At 37.7% G+C, this 19,237-nt stretch carries 18 protein-coding genes; 7 read left to right on the top strand and 11 right to left on the bottom strand.

Features of this window, described 5'->3' with window-relative positions:
- The first annotated feature begins 94 nt into the window (after positions 1-94).
- The 3 genes from LQ227_RS03345 (at position 95) to LQ227_RS03335 (ending at position 3,016) form a co-directional block, all read left to right on the top strand.
- Positions 95-406: a DUF3467 domain-containing protein gene (locus LQ227_RS03345; RefSeq protein WP_029279713.1), complete on the top strand. Its 312-nt coding sequence runs from the start codon at positions 95-97 to the stop codon at positions 404-406.
- 76 nt (positions 407-482) lie between these two features.
- Positions 483-1,706 carry an OmpP1/FadL family transporter gene (locus LQ227_RS03340; RefSeq protein ID WP_230148230.1) on the top strand — a complete coding sequence of 408 codons (1,224 nt, stop codon included), beginning with the start codon at positions 483-485 and terminating at the stop codon, positions 1,704-1,706.
- Between the two features lie 11 nt (positions 1,707-1,717).
- The gene (locus LQ227_RS03335) at positions 1,718-3,016 is read left to right on the top strand and encodes a G-D-S-L family lipolytic protein (protein WP_230148228.1); all 1,299 of its coding nucleotides are present in this window, start codon (positions 1,718-1,720) and stop codon (positions 3,014-3,016) included.
- Positions 3,017-3,056: 40 nt separating this feature from the next.
- Here LQ227_RS03335 and miaA read toward each other — a convergent pair whose 3' ends face one another.
- The 4 genes from miaA to LQ227_RS03315 form a co-directional block, all read right to left on the bottom strand.
- Positions 3,057-3,998, bottom strand: a complete 942-nt coding sequence (gene miaA, locus LQ227_RS03330) for a tRNA (adenosine(37)-N6)-dimethylallyltransferase MiaA (protein ID WP_230148226.1) — start codon at positions 3,996-3,998, stop codon at positions 3,057-3,059.
- 109 nt (positions 3,999-4,107) lie between these two features.
- Entirely contained in the window at positions 4,108-4,755 is a 648-nt protein-coding gene (locus tag LQ227_RS03325) for a hypothetical protein (protein WP_029279704.1), read from the bottom strand.
- A gap of 99 nt (positions 4,756-4,854) precedes the next feature.
- Positions 4,855-6,261: a CCA tRNA nucleotidyltransferase gene (locus LQ227_RS03320; protein ID WP_230148224.1), complete on the bottom strand. Its 1,407-nt coding sequence runs from the start codon at positions 6,259-6,261 to the stop codon at positions 4,855-4,857.
- A gap of 102 nt (positions 6,262-6,363) precedes the next feature.
- A complete protein-coding gene (locus LQ227_RS03315; RefSeq protein ID WP_230148222.1) occupies positions 6,364-6,930 on the bottom strand; it encodes an L-threonylcarbamoyladenylate synthase in 567 nt (188 codons plus the stop codon).
- A 302-nt stretch (positions 6,931-7,232) separates the two neighbouring features.
- Between LQ227_RS03315 and LQ227_RS03310 the strand changes: the two genes are divergently transcribed.
- A complete protein-coding gene (locus LQ227_RS03310; protein ID WP_215129341.1) occupies positions 7,233-7,790 on the top strand; it encodes a DUF4136 domain-containing protein in 558 nt (185 codons plus the stop codon).
- A 298-nt stretch (positions 7,791-8,088) separates the two neighbouring features.
- On the opposite strand, the gene LQ227_RS03305 is transcribed toward LQ227_RS03310, so the two are convergent.
- Positions 8,089-9,288 carry a glycosyltransferase family 1 protein gene (locus LQ227_RS03305; protein WP_230148220.1) on the bottom strand — a complete coding sequence of 400 codons (1,200 nt, stop codon included), beginning with the start codon at positions 9,286-9,288 and terminating at the stop codon, positions 8,089-8,091.
- A 15-nt stretch (positions 9,289-9,303) separates the two neighbouring features.
- Entirely contained in the window at positions 9,304-10,122 is an 819-nt protein-coding gene (locus LQ227_RS03300) for a 2,3,4,5-tetrahydropyridine-2,6-dicarboxylate N-succinyltransferase (RefSeq protein ID WP_184469604.1), read from the bottom strand.
- Positions 10,123-10,370: 248 nt separating this feature from the next.
- Between LQ227_RS03300 and LQ227_RS03295 the strand changes: the two genes are divergently transcribed.
- Positions 10,371-10,772 carry an RNA-binding S4 domain-containing protein gene (locus LQ227_RS03295; protein WP_230143512.1) on the top strand — a complete coding sequence of 134 codons (402 nt, stop codon included), beginning with the start codon at positions 10,371-10,373 and terminating at the stop codon, positions 10,770-10,772.
- Here LQ227_RS03295 and LQ227_RS03290 read toward each other — a convergent pair whose 3' ends face one another.
- The gene (locus LQ227_RS03290; protein ID WP_230148218.1) at positions 10,773-11,543 is read right to left on the bottom strand and encodes an EcsC family protein; all 771 of its coding nucleotides are present in this window, start codon (positions 11,541-11,543) and stop codon (positions 10,773-10,775) included.
- 108 nt (positions 11,544-11,651) lie between these two features.
- On the opposite strand from LQ227_RS03290, the gene LQ227_RS03285 reads away from it, so the two are divergent.
- Complete coding sequence (locus LQ227_RS03285; RefSeq protein ID WP_230148216.1) at positions 11,652-13,577, top strand: redoxin domain-containing protein; 1,926 nt, start codon at positions 11,652-11,654, stop codon at positions 13,575-13,577.
- A 49-nt stretch (positions 13,578-13,626) separates the two neighbouring features.
- Here LQ227_RS03285 and LQ227_RS03280 read toward each other — a convergent pair whose 3' ends face one another.
- Together LQ227_RS03280 and LQ227_RS03275 are read right to left on the bottom strand one after the other, a co-directional pair.
- Positions 13,627-14,103, bottom strand: a complete 477-nt coding sequence (locus LQ227_RS03280) for a nucleoside deaminase (RefSeq protein WP_230143516.1) — start codon at positions 14,101-14,103, stop codon at positions 13,627-13,629.
- Between the two features lie 81 nt (positions 14,104-14,184).
- Positions 14,185-14,784: an OmpH family outer membrane protein gene (locus tag LQ227_RS03275; protein WP_029279685.1), complete on the bottom strand. Its 600-nt coding sequence runs from the start codon at positions 14,782-14,784 to the stop codon at positions 14,185-14,187.
- A gap of 711 nt (positions 14,785-15,495) precedes the next feature.
- On the opposite strand from LQ227_RS03275, the gene gyrB reads away from it, so the two are divergent.
- Positions 15,496-17,454: a DNA topoisomerase (ATP-hydrolyzing) subunit B gene (gene gyrB, locus LQ227_RS03270; RefSeq protein ID WP_230143518.1), complete on the top strand. Its 1,959-nt coding sequence runs from the start codon at positions 15,496-15,498 to the stop codon at positions 17,452-17,454.
- Between the two features lie 317 nt (positions 17,455-17,771).
- Here gyrB and LQ227_RS03265 read toward each other — a convergent pair whose 3' ends face one another.
- Both LQ227_RS03265 and LQ227_RS03260 read right to left on the bottom strand, forming a co-directional pair.
- Complete coding sequence (locus LQ227_RS03265; RefSeq protein WP_057932456.1) at positions 17,772-18,698, bottom strand: bestrophin family protein; 927 nt, start codon at positions 18,696-18,698, stop codon at positions 17,772-17,774.
- 24 nt (positions 18,699-18,722) lie between these two features.
- Positions 18,723-19,220, bottom strand: coding sequence for a hypothetical protein (locus LQ227_RS03260; protein WP_230143520.1), 498 nt, complete (start codon positions 19,218-19,220; stop codon positions 18,723-18,725).
- Positions 19,221-19,237: the final 17 nt, after the last annotated feature.

Here is a 19,237-nt window from a genome sequence, read left to right as displayed (position 1 = left end):
AAATAAATTTAAAGCGCCATAAAATTTAATTTTATTTCAAACATTATGTTTTAAATTCCGCTTAAGCAGTGGAATTTTTTATTTTTGAGCCATTATGGAAGAACAACAAAACGAGAATCAATTAAATATAGAGTTATCAGAAGAAATTGCTGAGGGAATTTTTTCTAACCTAGCCATCATTACCCACTCTAATACCGAATTTGTATTAGATTTTATCCGTGTAATGCCGGGAATTCCGAAGGCAAAAGTTAAATCAAGAATTATCTTAACTCCAGAACACGCAAAACGTTTATTATCAGCGTTGGAAGATAATATTCAGAAATTCGAAGCTGTAAACGGGCGTATTAAAACTCAAGAAGAACCACCTTTTCCTATGGGCTTCGGCGGGCCAACCGCTCAAGCGTAAGACTATTCAAAATCTTACAAACAAATATTTGTTTGCTATGTTAGCATAGTATATATTTGTGTATAACCATTTATAGATGAAAAAATTTTTATTGAGCGCATTACTTTCTGCCCCACTTTGGGTTTTGGGGCAGGGTTTCCAGGTTAATTTACAAGGACAGAAACAAATTGGTATGGCAGGTGCAGGTTCTGCATTGGCTTTAGACGAGGCTTCCGTATTTTATAATCCCGGTGCAGTAACTTTCTTAGAGAAAAACTCAGTTTCAGCAGGTGTAAACCCATTATTATTTAAATCCGCTTTTAAACAAACGGGTTCGAATGTTACAGAGGATGTGAAGAACAAAATTGCCCCTCCTTTCGAGTTTTATGCGGTGTGGGGGCCGAAATCAAATAAGTGGAAGTTAGGTTTAGGTGTGTATACGCCTTTTGGCGGTTTAGTAGATTGGGGCGATAATTGGTCTGGTAAGTATGCTTTAACCTCATTAAATTTAAAAGCAATCTATTTTCAACCAACATTAAGTATAAAAATTACCGATCGTATTGGTATAGGTGCAGGTTTTGTTTATAACCACGGAGATGTAAATCTTCAAAGAGCTATTCCTGTAAATTTCCCCGACGGTCGTTCGGCAAAAGCAACCTTAGATGGTACCGGAACAGGTTATGGATGGAATGCGGGTTTATATATCAAAACATTAAGCAATATCTCTTTTGCACTCGTACATAAATCGAAGGTAATTACGAAACTTGACGGTGGTTCAGCAGAATTTGAGGTCCCAAAGTCATTAGAAGGATCTTTTCCAGCAGGAAATACCTTTAACGCCGAATTACCCTTACCAGCTACCACAAGTTTAGGTATAGGTATTCCATTGTCAAAAAGTACAGTTTTAGCTTTTGATGCAAGTTGGGTACAATGGCATATTTATCAGGATTTGTCTTTTGATTATGCTACCAATACACCTGCGCTCGTTGATACAAAATCAGCGCGCAATTATCGTGATGGTTCTTCGTTTAAATTAGGTATTAACCACCAGGCCTCAGAGAAATTAGCACTAAGAGCAGGTGTTGGTTATGCCTTTTCTCCAGTACAGGATGGATACGTAACACCTGAAGCTCCTGATGCTGACCGATACATTTTAAGTGCAGGTTTAGGTTATACGCCAACCCGCCATTTTGAAGTTAACGCATCGTTCTTTTTTGAAGATGTTAAATCGCGTAAACAAAAGAATATTGAAACGGGCCTGGATGGTACCTTTAAAACTTTGGTTTATGCACCAGGTATTTCATTAACTTATAAATGGTAGGAGAAATTTAAATGAAAAGATATATATTAAATAGTTTCGTTGCTGCTATCATCCTTTTTGCAGCAGCATGTAAACCCGAAATAGAAACGCCTGCAGGTACAACTGCCGGACAAGCTAATTTTAGTAAATACATTGCTGTGGGTAACTCCTTAACTTCAGGATATGCTGATGGAGGTTTATATCTGGAAGGACAAAAAGTTGCTTATCCAAACTTAATTGCTGCAAAAATGGCCACAGTAGGTGGAGGAGCATTTACCTCTCCGTTTTTTAGCGAAGAACATTCAAATGGCTCAGGTTATATTTCTTTAACAGCACTGGTTAATGGTACCCCAACTTTAACTCCTGTTGTTGATAAACTGGCTATAAGAGATGCAGCGAAGCATTTAGACAAATACAATGGCGAAATCCAAAATTTGGGTATACCTGGAATGCGTGTTGATCTGGCTTTCGATCCAACGCTTACTTTCAGTGCTGCAAATCCTTATTTCGAGCGTTTGTTGCCAGATGCTCAGGTAGGTAAAACCAATTATTTTCAGTTTATTCAGGGAAGAAATCATACTTTTTTCTCGCTTTGGCTTGGAAATAATGATGTATTGGGTTACGCTTTAAATGGTGCAGTTACCGTATCTACCGATCCTACAACGGCTTTAACAGATAAGGTTACTTTTTCTTCTTTATATGCTAATTTTTTAAATGTTTTAACTGCAGCTGGCCAAAAGGGTATAGTTGGTACTATTCCTGATGTAACTGCAATCCCTTATTTTAATACAGTTACCGTAGCAGCTTTATTAAATGCTGCCAAAGCAATTAATCCTGCAGCGGCAGCTATTTATATTCAAACAGGAACAGGTGCGGTAAGGCCTGCAACTGCTGAAGATTTAATCCGTTTACCGTTTCAATCAGAAGGCATATTTGGAAAACCAAATGGTTCTGGCATTCCTTATGGTTTGCACCCATTGAATCCGATTGAAAATAAATGGGTATTAGATAAGGATGAAGTAATTAAATTAAAAGATTATGTAAATAGCTACAATAGCAGCATTAAATCTTTAGCCACAAGCAAAGGTTTAGCCATTGCAGACACTTATGCTTATTTTAATCAGGTTAAAACAGGTATTAATGTTCAGGGAGTTGGTATCAATGCTTCATTTATTACCGGTGGCGCATTCTCTTTAGATGGTGTTCACTTAACGCCGCGTGGAAATGCAGTAATTGCCAATGTATTTATAGATGCCATTAATGCTAAATACGGTTCTACTGTACCAAACATTGATATTACGCAATACAGAGGCGTGAAATTCCCAAATTAATTCAAAAAGATTTTTATATTTTTAAAAGGTTCTAACGCTGTTAGGACCTTTTTTCATTTAGCCTATCATGGATAAAATTGATTACCCTTTCTTTTTCAATAGGTTCAAACCAATTGATCTCTTCATCTCTTCTAAACCAGGTGAGTTGGCGTTTGGCAAAGCGACGCGTATTTTGTTTGATTGCCGAAACGGCATCTTCAAGAGATAATTTTCCATCTAGGTAGTCGAAAAGCTCACTGTAGCCTACCGTGTTTAAAGCATTATATTTTTTAAAGGGTATTAGCGATTTTACCTCTTCTACTAAACCATCAGCAATCATTTTATCAACTCTTCGGTTAATTCGGTCGTAAAGGATAGCACGGTCGGTATTGAGACCTATTTTGATAATGTTAAATGGTCTTTCCTTTTTTGTAGCGGAAAGCATTGACGAAAGTTTTTGTCCGGTTGATAAAAATACTTCCAAACCCCTGATCATTCTTTGTGGATTTTGTTGATCTACCTTTGCAAAATATTCAGGATCTAATGTTGCCAGCTGTTTTTGGATACTTGATAATCCTTCTTCTTCAAACTGTTTATTGAGCCTTTCACGTATGGCTAAATCAATATCTGGCATTTCATCCAAGCCATTAATTAAGGCATTAACATATAAACCCGAACCTCCAACCATAATGGCCAGATTGTGTTTTTTAAAAATTTGATCGAGGATATTTAGCCCTTCTATCTCAAAATCGCCGGTACTGAACAGTTGTGAAACCGAATGTGAATCAATAAAGTGATGTTTTGCCGCTGCTAACTCGTCTGCATCAGGTTTTGCGGTTCCTATGGCCATTTCCTTAAAAAACTGGCGGGAATCGGCAGAAATGATTTCTGTATTAAAATGTTGTGCCAATTGTATCGCCAAAGCCGTCTTTCCTATTGCGGTGGGTCCAACAATAGAAATTAAGGTTTTTGATTTTTTAATAGTTTGATCTGCGGTAAGCATAACATTTTAAAAGAAAAAGTCAGATGTATGCATCTGACTTTGTATGGATAATAATTCGTTCAATTAGTGCTGATCCCGAAGGTTCTGGGCAACATGATGATATGGTGAATTAATAGTCGTCTTTGTGGCTATCATCTTCGAAGTTATCACTATCAGAAAATTCGTCGCCGAATTCGTCTTCTTCGCTTTCTTCATCTTCCTCCCGCTCTTCGGTATTGATCCCCATTTCGCCCATGGCTTCCAATTCGTCGGTGTCTTCTGGTACAAAGTTCATTTCATTTAAGAAATCAAATTCGCTTGCCGCCGCTGCTGCACCTCTTGGATCAACGGCCTGTGGGCTGTTTTGCTCCATTATTTTTGGTGCCTCACCACTGCTTTTAGCTAAAAATGGGTATTCGATATTTGGATCGGCATCTAAAATTATTTTTACCAGCTCTACATGAAAATCATAAGGGCGATCGAAATTGTAGATATAGTAAAACTTTTGATGCGGATCTTCAATAAAACCACTTAATTTAGAATTCTCCATTAAAACTACACGGTCTTTTTTACGCTCACTTGGTAAATAAGCAATTTCATCACCTTTTAACCAATTATCGGTGCTTACGTAAAAAGAGGAAGATTTTTCGGCATTATAACCCGTAGATCTGTGAATAGCCTTGTGCAGGTCTTCAAATGTTTGGTTTGATTTAATGTCGATCTCTCTTACAACATCATCAAAATCTTCGAAAGTAATTCTAAATTTATAAATAGCCATTATAGTGTTTTGGAACCGTAAAAATAAAGTTAATTTATAATTACCACAAATATCAGGTGGCATAAAAGACAGCCTAATTGTAGTGTTTTAGCAATTAAATTATTTATTAACAGGATTTAATCCCATTTGTTTTGCCTGATTTAGCATAAAATTAAATGCTTCGTGATAGTCGTTTGTAATCTCGCCCTCTAATATGGCTTCACGGATGGCATTTTTGATTAAGCCAACCTCTTTTCCTGCATCAAGACCGAAAGTTTCCATGATATCGTTTCCTGAAATAGGAGGCTGCCAGTTTCTAATTTTATCGCGTTCTTCTACATCCTTTAGCTTTTGTTTAACCAGCTCAAAGTTGTTTCGGTATTTTGTTTTTTTGTATTCGTTTTTAGTCGTTACATCGGCATTGCAAAGCAGCATTAAACTTTCAATTTCTTCGCCGGCATCAAAAAGTAACCGCCTTACCGCAGAATCTGTAACGGTTTCCTGCGCCAGAACAATCGGACGTAAATGAAGCTGTACCAATTTTTGCACATACTTCATCTTTTCGTTTAAAGGCAGTTTTAACTGTGCAAATATTTTCGGAACCATTCTGGCGCCTCTATCTTCATGTCCGTGGAATGTCCAGCCGTGGCCTTCTTCAAAACGTTTAGTGGCAGGTTTGGCAATATCGTGTAAAATCGCCGCCCAACGCAACCATAAATCGTCAGTGTCTGCGCAAATGTTATCTAATACTTCAAGTGTATGGTAAAAATTGTCTTTATGACCTTTTCCTTTAATAATCTCTACCCCATAAAGCTGTGCCATTTGAGGGAAAATGAGCTGCAATAAGCCTGTATCAAAAAGATGTTTGAAGCCTATAGAAGGTTTTTTTGAGAGGATGATTTTATTCATCTCATCTGTTATCCGCTCTTTTGATACAATGGTAATACGCTGTTTTTGCGTTTTAATGGCATTTAGGGCAACCGGATCGATGTTGAAATTAAGCTGCGAAGCAAAGCGGATCGCCCTCATCATGCGCAAAGGATCGTCAGAAAAAGTAATTTCCGGGTCGAGTGGGGTACGGATGAGCTTGTTTTCTAAATCTTTAATCCCGTCAAACGGATCTAATAATTCACCAAAATGATCGGCATTTAAATTGATTGCTAAAGCATTGATGGTAAAATCTCTGCGCAGCTGGTCATCTTCTAAGGTACCATCTTCAACAATGGGTTTACGTGAATCAGAACGGTAAGATTCTTTTCTGGCGCCTACAAATTCGACTTCTAAATCCTGATATTTAATATTTGCTGTGCCAAAATTTTTAAAAACAGCAACTTTGGTGTTCAGTTTTCTACCAACGGCTTCAGCATATTCTATTCCACTGCCCACAACAACAACATCAATATCTTTTGAAGTGCGTTCTAAAAATAAATCGCGAACAAAGCCTCCGATTACATATGCTTCGGTATTGTTCTTATCGGCAATGGTGGATAAGGTTTTAAATATTGGGTTTTGTAGGTGTTGCTGCATCAAGTTAGTTATTTTGTCACGCCGAGATAGAAAGCATCTGCGAGCTATGAAACAGATCCTTCGTGCCTCAGGATGACAATAAGAATTACAAAAGTAATAAAATTACTTGCGAATAAACTCAAACTGTCCACCCGGAGAAAGTTTCATAATGGTTGATGGTTTTCTGTTGGTCCGGTTTTCCTGCTCAAAGTCTACCACATAATCAACAGCATCAATAATTTCGGGGGCTATATCGTCAAAGAATTTTGGTGAAGGCTGTCCGCTTAAATTTGCCGAGGTAGAAACTATAGGTTTCCTAAAGCGTTGGATTAAAGGTGTGCAAAAATCGTGTTTAACGATTCTGATCCCCACACTTCCGTCAGCATTGATTACATTTTGGGCTAAATTTTTTGCTCCAGAGAAAATAATGGTTAAAGGATTTTCAGCATATTCAATTAAATCGTAAGCCACATCAGGTATTTCGGCAACATAACTTTGCAGTTTGCTGTCTACATCCAATAACACAATGAGGCTCTTTTCGGCAGGACGGTTTTTTATCTTCAATAATTTATCTACCGCATCGGCATTGCTTGCATCGCAGCCCAAGCCCCAAATGGTGTCTGTTGGATATAAAATAACACCACCTGATTTTAATACTTCAAAAGCTTTGTTAATCTCGTCTCTTAGCATTTTACAAAGTTAATTTATTAAGAGGAAGTTAAATAATCTTTATATGTATTTCCTGTGGTGTCAAATATTTCTATCTGACACCTGGCTGTAAAACAGATCTTATAGAATACCCGCCCGTATACTGATTCAACGATTTAATCCAATTGTAAAATATTTAGTCTGAGTGATATAAGGCAAAACATAAATTAATAGAAATCGTTTTACAGATAACAATCTGATTGTAAAAAATATAAATGATTTTCCTTTTTTGATTGTCAAAATCGTTATATTTAATCAGGTTATTTACACAACAGCGCACAAAAATGAGAACAGCACAAAAATTATTAATGCTTTTTACAGTAGTATTGGCATTAGCAGGATGTACAACACTCCGCACCGCATCAGATTATGATAAAAATGTTGATTTAAGCGGTTACAAAACTTACAATTTTTACGATAAAGGCATAGCAAGGGTTAAGCTTAACAATCTGGATAAACGCAGATTAATAGCCGCGGTTGAATCTGAAATGAATGCCAAAGGATTTACCAAATCAGACCGACCTGATTTATTGGTGAATTTGGTGGTAGTTGCCCGGGAAAAAACCGATGTTTATGGCCCAGGTTACTACGGTGGCTGGGGATGGGGCTGGCGTGGCGGCTGGGGAAACCCTTTCTGGGGCGGCGGCGGAACCTATGTAAACCAATATATTGAGGGTACAATCATTATCGATTTCTTGGACCCTGCTAAAAAGATTTTATTCTGGCACGGACAGGGATCTGGTTTTAACTTAGATAGCTTTAACAAAAGAGAAGAACGTTTATATACAGGCGTAAAAGAAATATTGGCGCAATATCCACCAACGGTTACTGCTGCTAAATAAAGCTGGGCCGTTAGGTTAAAAGACCTAAATAGCAATTCGTTAATTGCTGAGTAAAATCAGAGGGCTGTTGAATTTTTAAATAAATTCCGGCCCTTTTTTTATGTTTTGTAGCTGGGGTTACTTAAGATCGTCTAAAAGCACTATTTTTTTACTAGAAAACAAGTTTTTTATTTGAAAAGCAGGGACTGTGGTACTATTAGTGTTAGTCCTGCCAATGCTGCAAGTCCTCATCCGATAAGGATCGGATTGCGGGCTTTCCGCGAAAGTCAGGTTTAAATTGGAGGCTTAGCAGTTTCTATTAAAGAGACAAATAACAATCCATTAATTGTTGCGTAACAATAGGGGCGTTGAATTTTTGAACAAATTCCAGTCCTTTCTCCTTCATCTCTTTTTGGAGCTGCGGTCTTTCAAGAATTTGATTAATGGCTTTTGCAAGTCCGTTAGCATCATCAGGTGAAATGTATAAGCTACCTGGTCCGCCAGCTTCTTCCATGCATGACCCAGTTGCTGCAACTACGGGAACCCCAGAATAGAGGGCTTCGATAATCGGAATGCCGAAACCTTCGTAAAAGGAAGGATAAACAAAAACATTTGCCATTTGATAAATACCGGGCAGATCGGCAAAAGGGATATTTTTTAAGAATAGAATTCTGTTTTTAAGGCCGAGCTTTTCTATTTCTTTCTCAACGGTTTTAAAATAAGCCGTTTGTTTACCTATTACCACCAGTTTATACGCCTCATTAACCTCTTTTAAAGCCTGAACAGCTAATTTAAGGTTTTTACGCTCTTCAATGGTACCAACGTTTAGGATGTATTTTTCAGGCAGTTTATAAGTTGCCCTAATGCGGCTTAAGGTTTCTTTAGCAAAAGGTGTTTTGAAACTGTCATCACAGCTTTGGTAAATTACCTCAATTTTTTCAGAACTGATCCCGTATAAATCAATAATGTCTTCTTTTGTTTTTTCGCTGATGGCGATAATTTTATTGGCCCGTTTACATGCAGATTTGCTTTTCCACTCGTATAATTTCCGGTCTATAAATTTATAATACTGAGGGAAGCGAAGAAAAATTAAATCATGAATGGTAACGATCGATTTAATCCGGGTATGTTGTATGGCTAATGGAATTTCATGACTGAGCCCATGATAAATCTGGCAACCATCTTGATTTAAATCTTTAAGGATATTTAAACTTCGCCATAAAAAAGTCCCGTTTTTTGGAAGCTTCAGTTCGATGTTTTCATTTTCGAGAAAAGCATCAATCTGTTTAGCAGACTTTACTTTTGGAGCGTACACCAAATACTGATGCTGAGGAAACTGATGTGCCAAATGCTCAATTAAAGACCGGCTGTAATTACCTAATCCTGTTAAGTTATTGGCAGCGCGCTTGCCATCGTATCCAATTTTAAGTGAAAAGCTTAAAGCCGAAAGACTAAAGCTTGATTGCTCAAGTTCAGTACTTTCGGCTTTTTGAGTTTGAGTTTCGCTTTCAGCTTTCACCTTTGTGCTTTCAGCTTAAACCGCTACATTATTTTCTCTCAACGCATCGTTAAGTGAAGTTTTCTTATCTGTACTTTCTTTACGTTTACCAATAATTAAAGCACAGGGTACCTGGAATTCGCCTGCAGGGAATTTTTTAGTATAGCTTCCTGGTATTACTACCGAACGTGCAGGAACAATTCCTTTATATTCTACTGGTGTAGGGCCGGTAACATCAATAATTTTAGTTGATGCAGTTAATACCACATTAGCACCTAAAACAGCTTCTCTTTCTACTTTAACACCTTCTACCACAATTGCCCTTGAGCCTAGAAATGCATCATCTTCGATAATAACCGGAGCAGCTTGTACAGGCTCTAAAACACCACCAATACCCACACCACCACTTAAGTGAACGCGTTTACCAATTTGTGCACAAGAACCAACAGTTGCCCAGGTATCAACCATAGTACCTTCATCAACGTAAGCGCCAATGTTTACGTACGATGGCATCATGATTACACCCTTTGCTAAAAACGCACCATAACGTGCACTTGCCATAGGCACAACACGTACACCAGTTGTTTTATAATCGGTTTTTAAATCCATTTTATCGTGGTAAACGAAAGGACCACTTTTAATTTCTTTCATCTCGCGAATCGGAAAATATAAAATTACGGCTTTCTTTACCCATTCATTAATGCCCCAAGAGTTTAAAACTGGCTCAGCAACACGGATTTCACCCTTATCAAGGCCCATAATAACGGCTTCAATGGCTTCGCAATAGTTACTGTATTTTAAAAGGGTTCTATCCTCCCAAGCGGCTTCAATTAATTTCTTTAAATCTGAATACATGATGTTTTTAAATTTTACGCAAAATAAATCAATTTTTGCTTATTAAATGGTTAATTGTTTAAATTGTTTTGTAGATAGGTTAACTGGTTAATCGTTCGAATTGGTTAACTGAGCCTACGGGGTGCTTAATTGTTAAATTCCTATGAATTAGGTTAACTGCGGTTAGGCGCATTCTGCAGCTAACCGATTAACCAGTTTCTACAATTAATCAACATAGGAATTAACCTAATTATGTATTTTTGAATTTTATGACAGAGACAGAAAAACTTAGGATAGATAAATATTTATGGGCGATCAGGTTGTTTAAAACACGGAGCCTGGCCACCGATGCCTGTAAAGCAGGAAGGGTGAAACTCAAAGGGCAGAATATTAAACCTTCTGCTATTGTGAAAGTGGGTGAAGTTTATCAGGTATCGAAAGGGATTGAAAAGAAAATTATCGAAGTGGTAGAACTTTCGTATAACAGAACAGATTCGCCAACAGCCTTAACAAAGTATAAAGATCTAACGCCCGTTGAAGAAACGCATGCTTTTAAATCGATGTTCCATGCGCCAAATCTAAAACGGGATAGAGGTACTGGCCGTCCGACTAAAAAAGATCGGCGGGAAACGGACGATTTGATCGGCGGGATGTTCGGAGAGGAGGATTAGTTAGTTGCCAGTTTCTAGTTTACGGTTTTCAGTTTGCGTACTGATCACCGCATACTGCAAACTAAAATACCGCATCCTATAACTTATCATAGCCGTTCTGCCCAGTTTCTCGATCAGTTTATAATTGGCCACTGCACCGACTGCTGCACCCACAAATGGAAGCATCTGTGCAAGTTTGGCTAAATCAATATAATCGCGGTATTGCTGTTGGAAGGTAAGCCAGTCAAATTCATCAATATTGGTAGGTAATTGATGGGCTTTATCATCCCAATCCTGCATTTTCATAAATACATTCTGGCTTTCTTCTTTGCTTGAAAAGGCCAGCTGGAAGATGTGTAAAATATATAAACGTTCGCGGTAATCTTTAACATCGTATCCGTAAACTGCGGCAATATCAAAAAGCATCTTCATCTTTATGCCCAGCAATAAGGGGAAATCTGCCAGGCTCATTAAAAAACCTCCTGCACCTGTAATTCCGCCTTCTGCAGCACCTGTTTTTTTATAGTTTTCTATTTTTTGCTTAATTAATGCCTCGCGGTGCATCAAGGTTAAATCGGTAATTGGCTTTGATGTGGTAAATGTTGAACCAAAAAGCACAGCCTTAACCATCTGTTTAATGGCGGATGTGATCGCGTTATGAACCTTATCAGGGATATAACTATTAATTTTTTTCTGAACTTTATCGGTTACCTTATTCAAAAGAGAAGGTTTCTGCAAGGTTTTAAACCTCCAGAAATCTAATTCACCCTTTATTTTTTGTTCGTAGGTCATGCTTAATTACTACAATAATTATTCCTTAAAATTTAATATAAAATAACTTTGAAGAATAAAGAATAAACTATATATTTAGTTACCTGATAGAAACTTAATCCTTTCATTATGAAAACCTTAAAATTATTATGCTTACTCATATTTGCTGCTGGGGTAGCAAATGCACAAGGCGTGAAATTTTCTGCTAATACGCCTGCAGCAGGAAGTACAGTTAAATTTACTTACGACCCCAAGGGGACCAATCTCGAAAATTTGGCTGATGTAAAATGTACCAGTTATACTTTTTTTTCAAAATCGAATCCCAAAAGCACTAAAATTGAACTCACTAAAGACGGAACAGTTTATAAGGGAGAAATTTCTACTCCGGATAGCGTTACCATAGTTGGACTTGCTTTTTCGGTAGGTGATAAAAAAGATGAAGCGCCTGCCGGTTATGTTTTAGAATTCACTAAAGCAGGGAAAGTGCCAGCTGAAGCTTATCTTAACGAAGCTTTTTTGTACGGATTGGCAGGAAATTACTATTTGGGTCTTACTATCGATCCTGAAAAGGCCGTTTCCCTGTATAAACAAGCTTTTGCTTTAAAACCCGAGCTGAAAAAGAAAAATCTAAATCAATATCTATCGCTCGAGTACAAAGCAGATAAAGACAAAGGAACAAAACTAATCAACGAAAATATTTCTGCATTAACGAAACTAAAAGAACCAAAAGAAGAAGATTTAGGTACAGCTTTAAGCCTTTATTCACTATTAAAGAAAAAAACTCAGGCAGATTCTGTTAAAGCCATCATAATTAAAAAATACCCTACAGGGAATTACGCCTGGAATGATGGTATGAATTCACTTTATGGTACAAAAGATTTTGCCACACAAATACAAAAGGCCGAAGAAATGATTACCGCCTTTAAACTTGACCCAGGTAAAACAGTAGATGCAGGTAGATTGAACTCAATTTATAGTATGTTGGCTAACAGCGCTATAAAAGCTAAAGATCTGGATAAATTTCAGGATTACGCCAAGAAGGTCACCGATAAAATGAGCAGGGCGAGTTTGTATAACAATAGTTTTGCCTGGCCGTCTGCTGAGAAAAAAGAGAATATCGAGCTTGCTGCTCAGCTTTCAAAACAATCGCTAGAACTGATAGAAGCATCAAGAAATGATGAGATGCCAAAATATTACAACACTAAAGAAGAATACCTCAAATATTTAGACGGCGCTTATGGCATGTATGCTGATACTTATGGACTGTTGCTATATCATCAGGGAAAATTTAAAGAGGCTTTAGCTATGCAAGAGAAGGCCATTCCTTTATATGCAACAGTTCCACCCGATGTATCTTCACGTTATGTAACTTATTTAATTAAGGATGGCCAAGATGATAAAGCTTATACTGAGGCTGAGAAATTAATTAAAGAGGGTAAAGGCAATGATTCGCTAAAAAACGAATTTAAAATGCTTTATACTAAACTAAAGAAAGATGGAACTTATGAAAATTACCTGGCCAATTTAGAAAAAGCAGCATTAGAAAAAGAGCGCGCAGAATGGGTGAAAAAAATGATTAATATTCCAGCTCCTGCGTTTTCATTAACCAACCTTAAAGGCGAAACCGTAAGTCTAGCCAGTTTGAAAGGAAAGATCGTAATTTTAGATTATTGGGCAACCTGGTGCGGACCTTGCGTGTCTTCTTTCCCAGGCATGCAAAAAGCCTTAAACAAATACGCCAGTAATCCAAATGTGGTATTCCTGTTTGTAAATACTTGGCAAACAGAAGAGAATAGAGAAAAATTGGTAACTGATTTTATTACTGCAAAAAAATACAATTTTAATGTGCTGTATGATACCAAAAACGTAAAAGACCCTTCCAAATTTGATGTGGTAAGCGCCTATAAAGTTGATGGAATCCCAACCAAATTTGTGATTGATGGGGATGGTAATATCAGGTTTAAAGCAGTAGGTTTTTCTGGCTCTGATGATGGTGTGGTGAAAGAAATAGACTCGATGATCGGCTTGCTGGCAGGAAAAGAATCGAGCAAATAAACAATGATTTCCAAACAGAAAAGGTGCTGATTATCGGCACCTTTTTTTTTTAGTATGCTATCCTCATTGGTGAGGTTTCCCATAGCTTAAAAGCTGCCAGTGCTTCATCGCGCATCAGCTGGATAACCGGCAGGCTTCTGTTTTCCATCGGCTTGTCTAGCTCTTCGTAGATAAATTTATCACTAAAACCAATGTGTTCGGCATCAGCCTTGGTATTTGCATAATAAATCGTATCAATTCTTGCCCAATAAATGGCGCCTAAACACATCGGACAAGGTTCACAACTGGTATAAATTACACAGCCACTTAAATCGAAAGTATTTAATTCGGTACAGGCCAGCCTGATTGCCGAAACCTCTGCATGCGCAGTTGGATCGTTGGTAGAGGTTACCTTATTTGCCGATTTAGCAATCAACTTCCCATCTTTTACCACTACAGCTCCAAAAGGCCCACCAATGCTTTCGCTTACATTTTGTACAGATAACTCAATTGCCATCCGCATATATTCCTGATGTTGATTGTCCATATTAATTTGATCTTTTATAAAAACAGCACAAAAAAAATGCCCCGATTTATACGGGGCATTTATATTTTAATGGCTATTCGCTTATTTTTTGCTGTATTCTGCGTTTAAGCCTTTAATTACTTCTGAAGTAACATCTAAACTTTCGTCGGCAAATAAAATAGCGCTGTTACCTTTTGAGTAAGTTAAAACCATTTTATAACCTTTTTCTTTAGCGTAACCTTTTAAGTAATCGGCTACTTTATCATAAAGTTTTTCATTCTCAGCAGCTTGCTCGTTCTGTAAAGCACCACCAGCATTTTGTTGGTAAGTTTGTAGTTCTTGTTGTTTACGTGCTAAACGCTCTTCAGTGCTTTTACGTTGATCGGCCGATAAAGTTTGTGCCGATTGTTGGTATTGTGCAACTTCTCTTTGAAAAGCCTGACCTTTAGCTTGCATGTCTGCCTGAGCATTTTTGGTCTTACCTTCAAATTTCACTTTTAGGTCTTTGAAGTATTCATATTTTGTAAGTAACGAGTCGGAGTTTACATACACAATTTTCTCAGTTTGAGAAACCGCTGCAGTAGTACCCTCTGTTTTTTTAGTTTCAGTAGTTTTAGTGTCTTTGTTCTGGCATGCAGAGAAAGCAGTTATCAAAGTTGCTGTTGCAAGTAAACCAAAGGTTTTAAAGGTTCTTCTTTCCATTCTTGTTTAATAAATTTTAGCAAACTTATATAAATTAGTTTTTATATCCAATTTAAAGAAAGCTCTATCGCAACACAAGAGAGATTTTGAGTTTGGCGTAGTGCGTAAAGCGTTTAATTTACTCAAAGCTAAGCGCCTACCACTAGCCGCGCAATATGATATTGGTGATTTGAAAAGCAAGGTCAGTATTTCAAACCGTTGTTCGTCCCGCTGTCCGCTTTATTTCATGCCCGCTGCCATCGGGTTTAGGTGGCACGGCTGGTAGTGGCTATTAGGGGTTGCAAGGGTGGCAATAGCAAATTTCATAACACCAAACGTTTCTACCCATAAGGCATTCCTCTGGAACGGGTGGTCGGATTAGAATCTTAATCCTTAGCGTCCCTTAGGGGCGTTTCGTGGGTAGCCAATTGAATAATTGGCGTTTTCGTTCCGTTGGAACGTTTGGTGGGCTGGTGCGATAATCCTATAATATTTGCAGGTTGTGGCCACCTAAACCCGATTGAAATGGAAAGCTCCCGCTTCTTCTGCGGGACTTATAATGGAAAGCGGGAAGAGGCATGGATTGGAATGCTGGTTTTGCTTTCCAAAACCTGATTTAAACCTGTTTTAATCGCTTTAACTGTAATCTCTTAACAGCTCAAAATTTATCCACATATTAGTTTAAATGCCAAAATTTCCGTATTTTTGATACTTATTGTTTTTAATTAAAATATGAGCGAAGAACAGGATTTAAAGTCAAATTATTCGGCAGATAATATACAGGTTTTAGAAGGTTTAGAAGCGGTGCGTAAGCGCCCTTCAATGTATATAGGTGATACTGGTGTAAAAGGTTTACACCATTTGGTTTACGAGGTTGTAGATAACTCAATTGATGAGGCTTTAGCCGGTCATGCTGATACAATCGACGTTAGAATTTTAGAGGGTAACTCCATCAGGGTTGAAGATAATGGTCGTGGTATTCCAACCGGGATCAATACAAAAGAAAATAAATCGGCGCTTGAAATCGTAATGACGGTTTTACACGCGGGTGGTAAATTTGATAAAGATACCTATAAAGTATCTGGAGGTTTGCACGGTGTGGGGGTAAGTTGCGTTAACGCTTTATCTACACATTTAAAAGCCGAAGTTCACCGCGAAGGTAAAATATGGATGCAGGAATATAACATCGGTAAACCTTTATACGATGTTAAAGAAGTTGGTGAAACCGATAAACGCGGTACCATCGTAACTTTTAGTCCGGATGCTACCATTTTCACACAAACTACTGAATATAAATACGATACTTTAGCTGGTCGTTTACGTGAGCTGGCTTTCCTGAATAAAGGAATTAAATTAACGTTAACCGATGAGCGTGAAAAATTGGACGATGGTACTTTTTTATCAGAAGTTTTTGAATCAGAAGGTGGCTTAAAAGAGTTTGTTACATTTTTGGATGGAACACGTGCATCTTTTTTACCAGAACCGATTTATATTGATGGTATTAAAAATGGCGTTCCGGTTGAGCTGGCTTTTCAGTACAACGATAGTTACTCAGAAAATGTGCACTCGTATGTAAACAACATCAACACACACGAAGGAGGTACACACATTGCAGGTTTCCGTAGAGGTTTAACACGTACGCTGAAAAGTTACGCCGATAAATCTGGCTTATTGAAAAACCTGAAAATGGAAATCACTGGTGATGACTTTAGAGAAGGTTTAACAGCTGTGGTTTCGGTTAAGGTACAAGAACCTCAATTTGAAGGCCAAACCAAAACCAAACTGGGTAATACCGAGGTAATGGGTGCGGTTGATATTGCTGTTGGCGAAGCTTTAGGTGCTTATTTGGAAGAAAATCCGAAAGAGGCAAAAATGATCGTTAACAAAGTGATCTTAGCCGCTACGGCCCGTGCTGCAGCACGTAAGGCGCGTGAGATGGTTCAACGTAAGAGTGTAATGGGTGGTTCTGGTTTGCCAGGGAAATTGGCCGATTGCTCAGACAGTGATCCTGAAAAATGTGAAATTTATCTGGTAGAGGGTGACTCGGCGGGTGGTACCGCTAAGCAAGGTCGTGATCGGAACATTCAGGCTATTTTACCGCTAAAAGGTAAAATCTTGAACGTAGAAAAAGCGATGGAGCACAAAATCTATGAGAATGATGAGATCAAAAACATGTTTACCGCTATTGGGGTGAGTATTGGTACACCTGAAGATGATAAAGCATTAAACTTAACAAAATTACGTTACCACAAAATCGTAATTATGACGGATGCGGATATTGATGGTTCTCACATTACCACTTTGATTTTAACATTCTTCTATCGTTATATGAGGGCATTAATCGAAGCCGGTTATGTTTACATTGCATCTCCACCGCTTTACCAGGTTAAAAAAGGTAAAGATTTCGAATATTGCTGGAATGATGTACAACGCGATGCGGCTGTACAACGCATTAAAGGGAATGGTAAAGAAGATAGCGTACACATTCAACGTTACAAAGGTTTGGGTGAGATGAATGCAGAACAACTTTGGGATACTACTTTAAACCCAGCTACACGTACTTTATTACAGGCTACTATTGAAAGTGCTGCAGAATGCGATCATACTTTCTCTATGTTAATGGGCGATGAGGTTGCTCCACGTAGAGAGTTTATTGAGCGTAATGCAAAATATGCGAAAATTGATGCTTAATTGAGTTGAAAGCTTAAAGAAAAAGCTGATAGCGAAATAAATGAACCCTCTTCAAGATTAAACTTGAAGAGGGTTTTTTGTTGGATCGTGGTCTAAGATGTTACCATCTTACACCATTTTGAATTTTTCTGGTTTGGATGAATTTAATTGTAATAAGTCAGATGGTAACAGCTGACTTCACAATAAAACAAAGCCATCCCGTTTATGAGTGGCTTTGTATCACTATAAACCTTTCAAAATGATTGTGCTATCCAGTACAAATACATTTTGATTAACTAACCATCTCAATGGATGAGATTATTTTATGGCAATGATTATTACAGGATGTAATATGACCCTACAGGTGCCAATTCGGTTTGAGGTTTGTCCTCGTATATTTTATTATCATCCAACATCTGACAAAGATCGCGTTCAATGGTTCTGCAGATCGTTGTGGTTGGGGTGTCTGTAGGTTTATTTTCAAAAGGATCCTGAAGATGCACCGCCATTTTTTCTACCAATAGGAAGAAAGCAGCTATGGCAACCACTAATGGAACTTCCATGTAACCAAAGTATTCAATTAAGCCAAAAGGCAGTAACACGATGAATAAATGGATAGACATGTTAATGTATTTGCTATAAGTAACCGGAAAAACCGTGTTTTTTATTCTTTCCGATCCGCCCATGTGGTTACATAAAGCTGTAATGGTTTTATCGATTTCTATTTGCTGATATTTATTGATCCAGCCTTCTTGCAATGCCTTTTTTAAATCCATAGCATGTAACTCCAATATCGTTGTAGTTACATTTTTGCGTTTTTTAATAAAAGCGATTTCCTCTGCACACAGGTATTCTTCCAAACCTTTGCGTGGGTTAAAACCTCTTAGCGATTGACTTAAGGCATAACACCAGGCAATCTGCCTTTTTATAAAACGTTCTTTAAATGCCTCAACCTCATCTAAGCCGTAAGGATTTTCTACAAAAGATAATATCTGGCGCGACAGGGTTCTGGAATCGTTAACAATAGCACCCCAAAGAATTCTGGCTTCCCACCATCTATCGTAAGCCTGGTTAGACCGGAACGCCAATAAAAGTGAAATGATTGTTCCCAGTAGCGCTGGTACAGCTACAGGAATGGAAATGCGTGTAACATGAAAGTTTTCATACAACACCACAATGCCTATGGAGTAGCCAATAACAAACAGGAGTTCTTTTTTGATCTTCCCGAATATATAAGTGAGCGGAATATTATTTCGTAACAGCATAATATAAAGTTTAAAATGTGATAATTAAGCGTTTGCTTCCTGCAACTGTGTTTCGTGTATTTTTGTGTCAATTAAATTTTCACTGGCATGAACAGTTAATGTATTTAATTGAATTACTTCGCAACCTGCACGTGCTGTTAATATTTTAGGGTCTACGCTATATTTATTGATCGGTGTAAAATCGTATTCTTTTAAGTAAGCAATGCGCTCTACATCAAAAGCTTCGATAAAATTTTTGAAAGCGGCTACTGTACTTCCGTAAAAATATTCGATTCCAATGGCATTGATCTGACTAGGGTATTTGGCCTTGGCCTGATTTATCTGCTGATAAAATTCGTCGCTAACATTTTCGTAATCGCGGCTGCGGCGACTCAACATTAACATATCGGTTATAGAATCCGATAATTTAAAGGCATGTACAAAAATGATGTTTAAGGTTTCATTTTTTTGATGTTGAACAAGTGCATCAATAATTTTAATGCTTTCTAATTTAAAGTCGGTTGGTACTAATACTGTTTTCATCGCTATATCTTGTTTAA

The organism is Pedobacter sp. Bi27, assembly GCF_918698255.1.
Lineage (GTDB): Bacteria > Bacteroidota > Bacteroidia > Sphingobacteriales > Sphingobacteriaceae > Pedobacter.
This window is presented reverse-complemented; position numbering and strand designations above follow the sequence as displayed.

What these genes read in the sequence shown, in the direction of transcription:
- LQ227_RS03345 (WP_029279713.1), top strand. Translation starts at nt 95, where the DNA reads ATGGAAGAACAACAAAACGAGAATCAATTAAATATAGAGTTATCAGAA.
- LQ227_RS03340 (WP_230148230.1), top strand. Translation starts at nt 483, where the DNA reads ATGAAAAAATTTTTATTGAGCGCATTACTTTCTGCCCCACTTTGGGTT.
- LQ227_RS03335 (WP_230148228.1), top strand. Translation starts at nt 1,718, where the DNA reads ATGAAAAGATATATATTAAATAGTTTCGTTGCTGCTATCATCCTTTTT.
- miaA (WP_230148226.1), bottom strand. Translation starts at nt 3,998, where the DNA reads ATGCTTACCGCAGATCAAACTATTAAAAAATCAAAAACCTTAATTTCT.
- LQ227_RS03325 (WP_029279704.1), bottom strand. Translation starts at nt 4,755, where the DNA reads ATGGCTATTTATAAATTTAGAATTACTTTCGAAGATTTTGATGATGTT.
- LQ227_RS03320 (WP_230148224.1), bottom strand. Translation starts at nt 6,261, where the DNA reads ATGCAGCAACACCTACAAAACCCAATATTTAAAACCTTATCCACCATT.
- LQ227_RS03315 (WP_230148222.1), bottom strand. Translation starts at nt 6,930, where the DNA reads ATGCTAAGAGACGAGATTAACAAAGCTTTTGAAGTATTAAAATCAGGT.
- LQ227_RS03310 (WP_215129341.1), top strand. Translation starts at nt 7,233, where the DNA reads ATGAGAACAGCACAAAAATTATTAATGCTTTTTACAGTAGTATTGGCA.
- LQ227_RS03300 (WP_184469604.1), bottom strand. Translation starts at nt 10,122, where the DNA reads ATGTATTCAGATTTAAAGAAATTAATTGAAGCCGCTTGGGAGGATAGA.
- LQ227_RS03295 (WP_230143512.1), top strand. Translation starts at nt 10,371, where the DNA reads ATGACAGAGACAGAAAAACTTAGGATAGATAAATATTTATGGGCGATC.
- LQ227_RS03290 (WP_230148218.1), bottom strand. Translation starts at nt 11,543, where the DNA reads ATGACCTACGAACAAAAAATAAAGGGTGAATTAGATTTCTGGAGGTTT.
- LQ227_RS03285 (WP_230148216.1), top strand. Translation starts at nt 11,652, where the DNA reads ATGAAAACCTTAAAATTATTATGCTTACTCATATTTGCTGCTGGGGTA.
- LQ227_RS03280 (WP_230143516.1), bottom strand. Translation starts at nt 14,103, where the DNA reads ATGGACAATCAACATCAGGAATATATGCGGATGGCAATTGAGTTATCT.
- LQ227_RS03275 (WP_029279685.1), bottom strand. Translation starts at nt 14,784, where the DNA reads ATGGAAAGAAGAACCTTTAAAACCTTTGGTTTACTTGCAACAGCAACT.
- gyrB (WP_230143518.1), top strand. Translation starts at nt 15,496, where the DNA reads ATGAGCGAAGAACAGGATTTAAAGTCAAATTATTCGGCAGATAATATA.
- LQ227_RS03265 (WP_057932456.1), bottom strand. Translation starts at nt 18,698, where the DNA reads ATGCTGTTACGAAATAATATTCCGCTCACTTATATATTCGGGAAGATC.
- LQ227_RS03260 (WP_230143520.1), bottom strand. Translation starts at nt 19,220, where the DNA reads ATGAAAACAGTATTAGTACCAACCGACTTTAAATTAGAAAGCATTAAA.